3 protein-coding genes are annotated in these 7,386 nt (G+C 75.5%); 1 reads left to right on the top strand and 2 read right to left on the bottom strand.

What is annotated here, in order from left to right:
• Positions 1 to 14: 14 nt before the first annotated feature.
• Positions 15 to 5,450: an SDR family NAD(P)-dependent oxidoreductase gene (locus OG767_RS16080; protein WP_405089285.1), complete on the bottom strand. Its 5,436-nt coding sequence runs from the start codon at positions 5,448 to 5,450 to the stop codon at positions 15 to 17.
• Between the two features lie 230 nt (positions 5,451 to 5,680).
• Between OG767_RS16080 and OG767_RS16075 the strand changes: the two genes are divergently transcribed.
• Entirely contained in the window at positions 5,681 to 6,436 is a 756-nt protein-coding gene (locus OG767_RS16075) for a thioesterase II family protein (protein WP_405089284.1), read from the top strand.
• Positions 6,437 to 6,488: 52 nt separating this feature from the next.
• Here OG767_RS16075 and OG767_RS16070 read toward each other — a convergent pair whose 3' ends face one another.
• Entirely contained in the window at positions 6,489 to 7,376 is an 888-nt protein-coding gene (locus OG767_RS16070; RefSeq protein ID WP_405089283.1) for a class I SAM-dependent methyltransferase, read from the bottom strand.
• Between the last annotated feature and the right edge of the window lie 10 nt (positions 7,377 to 7,386).

The raw sequence follows: 7,386 nt of genomic DNA, 5'->3' as shown, positions 1-7,386 counted from the left end.
TCACCTGTCGCGGGTCAGGACCGGCCGAAGCGGCTGTCGATGAAGTCGAACAGTTCGTCGTCACTGGCGTCGTCGAGGCTGGCGGCCACCTCGCCGCCGTCGCCGTCCCAGCGGGCGAGCAGGGCGCGGAGCCGGGCCGCGACGGCGGTACGGGTCTCGTCGTCGGCGGTCAGTTCGGCGAGCGTGTCGGCTCCAGTGGCGGCGAACGCGGCTTCGAGGCGGTCCAGCTCGTCGAGAACGGTGGGCGCGGTCGCGGCCGGTCCGAGCCGGCCCAGCAGGTGCCCGGTCAGCGCCGCCGGGGTGGGATGGTCGAAGACCATCGTCGCCGGCAGGGTGAGCCCGGTCCGGGCGGTGAGCCGGTTGCGCAGGTCGACGGCGGTGAGCGAGTCGAAGCCGAGTTCGGTGAAGGAGCGGTCGGGTCCGACGGCGGCCGGTGACGCGTACCCGAGCACGTCGGCGACCTGGCCGGCGACCAGCTCGCCGACCAGGCGGGCCCGGTCCTCGGCGGACGCCCCGGCGAGCCGGTCGGCGAGGCCGCCGGTGGTCGTCGCGGCGGCGCGGCGCGCGGGCCCGCCGGCGAGGCCGTGCAGCGGCGCCGGCAGCTCGTCGCGGCCGGTGCGGGTCCGCAGCGCCGCCACGTCGAGGTGGACCGGGAGCAGCAGCGGCTGCCGGCCGTGCCGGCTGGCGTCGAACAGGGCCAGCGCCCGGTCGGTGGGGAGCGGGACGATGCCCTGGCGGGCGAGGCGGTCCCGGCCGGCGGCGCCCAGGTCGCGGGTCATGCCGCCGGTTTCCGCCCAGGGTCCCCAGGCCAGTGCCGTGGCGGCGAGCCCGGCGGCGCGGCGGTGGTGGGCGAGGCCGTCGAGGAACGCGTTGGCCGCCGCGTAGTTGCCCTGCCCGGGTGCGCCGAGCGGCCCGGCGATCGAGGAGAACAGCACGAACATGGGCAGGTCGAGGTGGCGGGTGAGGTCGTGCAGGTGCCAGGCGGCGTCGGCCTTGGGGCGCAGCACCGTCTCGGTGCGGTCCGGGGTGAGCGCGGTGACCACGGCGTCGTCGAGCGCTCCGGCGGCGTGCACCACGCCGGCGAGCGGATGTTCGGCGGGCACGGCGGCGAGCAGCCCGGCGAGTTGGTCGCGGTCGGCCACGTCGGCGGCGATGAGGTTGGCCCGCGCGCCGAGGCGGGTGAGGTCGGCGAGCAGGTCGGCCGCGCCGGGGGCGTCGGCGCCGTGCCGGCTGACCAGCAGCAGGTGCCGGATCTTGTGGTGGCTGACGAGGTGCCGGGCGACGACGCCGCCGAGCGCGCCGGTCGCGCCGGTGATCAGTACGGTGCCGTCGGGGACGAGGTCGACGGCGCCGGTCGGGTCGGGTTCGGCCGGGGCGAGGCGTGGGACGAGCAGCCGGCCGTCGCGGAGCGCGAACTGGGGTTCGTCGGCGGCGAGCGCGCGGGCGAGCAGGTCGGCGTCGTCGTCACCGGCCAGGTCGGCGAGGACGAACCGGCCGGGGTGTTCGAGTTGCGCCGCGCGGACGAGCCCCCAGACGGCGGCGCCGGCCAGGTCGGTGACGTGACCGTCGGCGGGTACCGCGCCCCGGGTGAGCACCACGAGCCGCCGGTCGGCATGCCGGTCGTCGGCCAGCCAGTCCTGGATCAGCGTGAGCGTGTCGGCGAGCCGGGTGCGGGTGTCGGCGAGCGGGTCGTCCGACGCGGTGTCGTGGACGGGGACGAGCACCAGCCGGGCGTCGTCGGCGGTCCCGGCGAGGCCGGTGCCCGGGTCGAGCGGCGCGATTCCGGTGGCCGGTCGGGCCGTCAGCGGCACCGGGTTCCAGCGCAGGTCGTAGAGGGGCAGGTCGGCGGTGCCGGGGTCGAGTTGGTCGGCGGCGAGCGGGCGGGACACCAGCGCGTCGATGCGGGCCACCGGCGCGCCGGCGGCGTCGGCGAGCGTCAGCGTGCTGGCCGGGCCGCTGCGGGTGAGCCGTACCCGCAGGTGGGTGGCGCCCTCGGCGGTGAGCGTGACGCCGCTCCAGGCCCAGGGCAGCCGGGCGCCGGCGTCGTCGGCGGCCGGGTCGTCGGCGAGGCCGACGACGTGCAGCGCGGCGTCGAGCAGCGCCGGGTGCAGCGCGTAGCCGGTGGTGGCGGTGCCGTCGGGCAGTTCCACCTCCGCGAAGACCCCGTCGGGCGTACGCCAGGCGGCGCGCAGCCCGCGGAACGTGGGCCCGTGGGCGACGCCGAGTTCGCGGAGCCGGGTGTAGATCGGTTCGACCGGCACGGCGACGCCGCCGGGCGGTGGCCAGGCGGTCAGCGGCTCGGCGGTCTCGCCCGCGCCGGGGGCGAGGACGCCGTCGGCGTGGGCGGTCCAGTCGGCGTGCCTGTCGTCGGCGGGCCGGGAGTGGACGGTGATCCGGCGTCGGCCGTCCTCGTCGGGCGCGGCGAGCTGAAGTTGGAGCGTGCGGGCGCCGTCGTCGGGCAGGACGAGCGGCGCGGCGAGCGTGAGTTCCTCGACGGTGTCGCAGCCGGCCTGCGCGCCGGCGTGCAGCGCCAGCTCGACCAGCGCGGTGCCGGGGACGACGATCCGGCCGCGCACGACGTGGTCGGCGAGCCACGGCTGGGTACGCGCCGACAGCCGGCCGCCGTGGACGCGGACGTCGCCGGCGGCGGTGGCGAGCGCGGTGTCGAGCAGCGGGTGACCGGCGGCGCGGGCGCCCAGGCCGGCGGCGTCGTGGCCGGCGGTGCGGGCGTCGATCCAGTACCGCTGGTGCTGGAACGCGTAGGTGGGCAGGTCGACGGTGGCCGGCCGCCGCCCGTCCCGGGTGAACCAGGCCGCCCAGTCCACAGGTGTGCCGGTCACGTGCAGCCGAGCCAGCGCGGTGGTCAGCGCGGTGACCTCGTCCTGGTCCCGCCGCATCGCGGGGATGTGGTGCACCGGCCGGTCGGCCGGGGTGTCGGCGGCCATCGCCGTCAACGTCGCGTCCGGACCGACCTCCAGGAACGTGCCCACACCCAGCTCGTGCAGCGTGGCGACACCGTCGGCGAACCGCACCGCGTCCCGGACGTGCCGCACCCAGTAGTCCGGACCCGCGATCTCGGCGGGGTCGGCGAGCCGGCCGGTCAGGTTCGACACGATCGGCAGACGCGGAGCCTGCCAGTCCAAGCCGGCGATCGCGGCCCGGAACTCGCCCAGCATCGGCTCCATCAACCGCGAGTGGAACGCGTGACTGACCGTCAACCGCTTCACCCGCCAACCCTCGGCGGTGCACTCCCCCGCGACCCGGTCCAGCTCCTCGACCGCGCCTGAGAGGACCACCGACGACGGCCCGTTCACCGCCGCCACATCGACGCCGGACGCCAACGCCCGGACCTGCGGCTCCGACGCGCCCACCGCCAGCATCCCGCCACCGGCCGGCAACGCCTGCATCAACGACCCCCGCGCCGCCACCAGAGCACACGCGTCCGCCAACGACAGGACACCCGCCACGTGGGCGGCGGTCACCTCACCGATCGAATGCCCGGCCAGATAGTCCGCCCGCACCCCCCACGACGACAGCAACTCCCACAGGGCAACCTCGACCGCGAACAGGCCCGCCTGCGCGTAGACGGTCTGGTTCACCAGGTCACCGCCGTCGAACACCACCTCCCGCAACGGCCGCTCCAGCCGGCCCGCGAACGACGCGCACACCCGGTCGAACGCGTCCGCGAACACCGGAAACGCCGCATACAACTCCCGACCCATACCGGCCCGCTGCGCACCCTGACCGGTGAACAACACCGCCCGCCGACCCGACGACGCCTCGCCGGTCACCAGACCGGGAGCCGCACCGCCCTCGGCCAGCGCGGCCAGGCCGGCCAGCAGCGCGTCGCGGTCCGCGCCGACCACCACCGCCCGGTGCGCCAACGCGGCCCTCGTGGTCGCCGACGAGAAGCCGACGTCGGCCGGCGACAGGTCGGCGTTCGCGCGCAGGTGGTCGCGCAGCCGCGCCGCCTGACCCGCCAGCGCGTCCGGCGACCGCCCCGACACCAGCCACGGCAGCACCGGCAACGCCGCCGCGGCGAGGGTGGCCGGCGGCTCGTCGTCGGCTGGGGCGGGCGCTTCCAGGATCACGTGGGCGTTGGTGCCGGAGATGCTGAACGACGACACCGCGGCGCGGCGGGGCCGGTCGGTGGCCGGCCAGTCCCGCGCCGACGTGGCCAGCTCGACCGCACCGGCCGTCCAGTCCACCTTGGTCGACGGCGCGTCCACGTGCAGCGTGGCCGGCACCGTGCCGTGCCGCATCGCCTGCACCATCTTGATCACGCCGGCCACGCCGGCGGCGGTCTGGGTGTGGCCGATGTTCGACTTGATCGAGCCGAGCAGCAGCGGCGTCTCCCGCTCCTGCCCGTACGTGGCCAGCAACGCCTGCGCCTCGATCGGATCACCCAACGTGGTGCCGGTGCCGTGCGCCTCCACCACGTCCACCTCGGCGGCGGACAGCCGGGCGTCGGCGAGCGCGGCCCGGATCACCCGCTGCTGCGACGGCCCGTTCGGCGCGGTCAACCCGTTCGACGCGCCGTCCTGGTTCACCGCCGACCCGCGCACCACGGCGAGGACCCGGTGGCCGAGCCGCTGGGCGTCGGCGAGACGCTCGACCAGGAGCACGCCGATGCCCTCGCCGAGCGCGGTGCCGTCGGCGGCGTCGGCGAACGCCCGGCAGCGGGCGCCCCGGGACAGGTTGTTCTGCCGGGTGAAGTCCACGAAGATCGACGGGGTCGGCAGCACTGTCACGCCGCCGGCCAGGGCCAGGTCGGATTCGCCGGCGCGCAGCGACTGCACGGCCAGGTGCAGCGCCACAAGCGACGACGAGCAGGCGGTGTCGACGGTGACGGCCGGCCCCTCGAACCCGAACGCGTACGACACCCGGCCGGAGCTGACGCTGCCGGCGCTGCCAAGCCCCAGGTAGTCGGCGACCCCGTCGGGCACGTCGGCGGCGCCGGCCGCGTAGTCGGCGTGGGTCAGGCCGGCGAAGACGCCGACGCGTGCGCCGCGCAGCCCGGTCGGGTCGACACCGGCGGTTTCGAACGCCTCCCAGGACACCTCCAGCAGCAGCCGCTGCTGCGGGTCCATGGCGAGCGCCTCGCGGGGCGAGACGCCGAAGAACGCCGGGTCGAAGCCGGCGGCGTCGGTCAGGAAGCCGCCGTCGCGGACGCAGGACGTGCCGGGGCGTTCCCGCTCCGGGTCGTAGAGCGTGGCGAGGTCCCAGCCCCGGTCGTCGGGGAACGGGCCGATCGCGTCGCCACCGGCGGCCACCAGGTCCCACAGCGCGTCCGGCGAGGTGATCCCGCCGGGGAAGCGGCACGCCATGCCGACCACGGCGATCGGCTGGCGGGCGGAGTCCTCCACGTCGCGGAGCCGTTGCCGGGTCCGCCGCAGGTCGGTGGTGACCCTCTTCAGATACTCCCGGAGCTTCTCTTCGGTGTCCATCAACCTGACCCTCGGTCGGCGGGGACCTGCCGTCGTCCGGCGCGCACGCGTCATCCGGGAGCCACGGGTCCCCTTTGCGGGGAAGCTATGGCGTCGCGCTGAGCTGCGACAACCCCTAACCCGTACGCCCGGCGGGCTAGGGGGTGGCCGGGCCGGCGGCGGCCCGGTTACCGTCCGGTGGACCGCCCTGGCGCCCGGGTCGCGGGCGCCACCGCCGGAAGGACCGCGTGACGATGACCGACCACGACAACGGCCTGTGGGTTCGCCGGTTCCACCCGGCCCCGGACGACGCCCCGCGACTGGTGTGCCTGCCGCACGCCGGGGGCTCCGCGAGCTTCTTCTTCCCGGTGTCCCGGGCGCTGTCACCGGCCGTGGAGGTGCTCAGCGTCCAGTACCCGGGCCGGCAGGACCGCCGGCACGAGCCGTGCGTGCCGAGCATCGGTGAGCTGGCCCGGCAGGTGGCCGACGTGCTGCGGCCCTGGCGGGACCGGCCGTTGGCGTTCTTCGGGCACAGCATGGGCGCGACGCTGGGCTTCGAGGTGGCGCGGCTGATCGAGGCCGAGGGTGGAACGGTGGCGCACCTGTTCCCGTCCGGCCGTCGGGCGCCGTCGTGTCACCGGCACGAGACGGTGCACCTGCTCGACGACGAGGGGCTGCTGGCCGACGTGAAGAAGCTCAGCGGCCCCAACTCGGCGGTGCTCGGCGACCCGGACATGCTGCGTGCCGCGTTGCCGGCGATCCGCAGCGACTACCGGGCGGCCGAGACCTACACGTACGCGCCGGGGCCGAAGCTGAGCTGCCCGGTCACGGTGTTCACCGGGGACGCCGACCCGAAGACCACCGTGGACGAGGCAAGGACGTGGTCGGAGCACACCACCGGCGCGTTCGACCTGCACGTCTTCCCGGGCGGGCACTTCTTCCTGGCGTCCCACCAGCCGGCGATCCTGCGTACCCTCTCGGCGGCGTTGACCGGCGCGGCGGTCCGCTGATTCCGCATGCCGGTCCCCGCCGCCCGGTCCGGGCGGCGGGGACCGTGGCGGTTCACGGCTTCTGCGCCACCGCGATGACGTAGTCGAGCAGGCCCAGCTCCTTCTTGATCAGCTCGGTGTCGCGCCAGTGGTTGGCCATCCCCTTGACCGCGCTGCCGTCGGCGGCGGCCCGGAACGCCGGGTCGGACGGGCGGGCGGACTGGAACCGGCGCCAGCCCTCCCAGGTGCGGTCCGCGATGGAGTGCACCTCCACGGCGCCGAAGCCGGCGGCGGCGAGCTGCTCGCCGTAGGTCTTGCGGTCGTGCCAGTTTTCGTCCGGCAGGCTGAACTTGACGAAGCTGAGCGGGCCCGAGCTGATCGACATGCGCGGGGTGTCGTTGCTCAGCGGGATGATGTCGGCGGTGGCGATGGTGCCGCCCGGCCGCAGCACCCGGAACGCCTCGGCGAAGAACGCGCTGCGCGGGTGGAAGTGGAACGCCGACTCCAGCGCCACCACGCGGTCCACGCTGGCGTCCGGGAACGGCAGCGCGGTGGCGGTGCCGAGCTGGAAGTCGGCCCGGTCGGCGAGGCCCTCGCGGCGGGCCCGTTCCTGGGCGTGCTCGACGTGCCGGGGGGTCACGTTGATGCCGTGCACCTTCGCCACCCGGCGGTCCCGCAGCCAGGCGAAGTCCTGGTCGCCGTAGCCGAAGCCGACGTCGACCACGGTGTCGTCGGGCTTGAACCCGGCGGCGTCGGCGAGCTTGTCGGCCAGCGCCTGGCCGGCCACGTCGATGCTGGTGACGCCCTCCTCCCAGTAGCCGACGTTCATGTAGCGGGAGGTGCGGGCCGCGAACTCGACGTCCGGCGACTGGATCTCGTAGAACCGGCGGACCCGGGTCACCGGGTCCTTGGTGGCCAGGGTCCGGATGACCCGGCCGAGGGTGCGGAGGTTCTCCAGCATGTCAGCTCCT

Source organism: Micromonospora sp. NBC_01392 (assembly GCF_045040125.1).
In the GTDB taxonomy this organism is placed as follows: domain Bacteria; phylum Actinomycetota; class Actinomycetes; order Mycobacteriales; family Micromonosporaceae; genus Micromonospora.
Note: the sequence above shows the minus strand (reverse complement) of the source record. Positions and strands in the feature narration are given on the sequence as shown.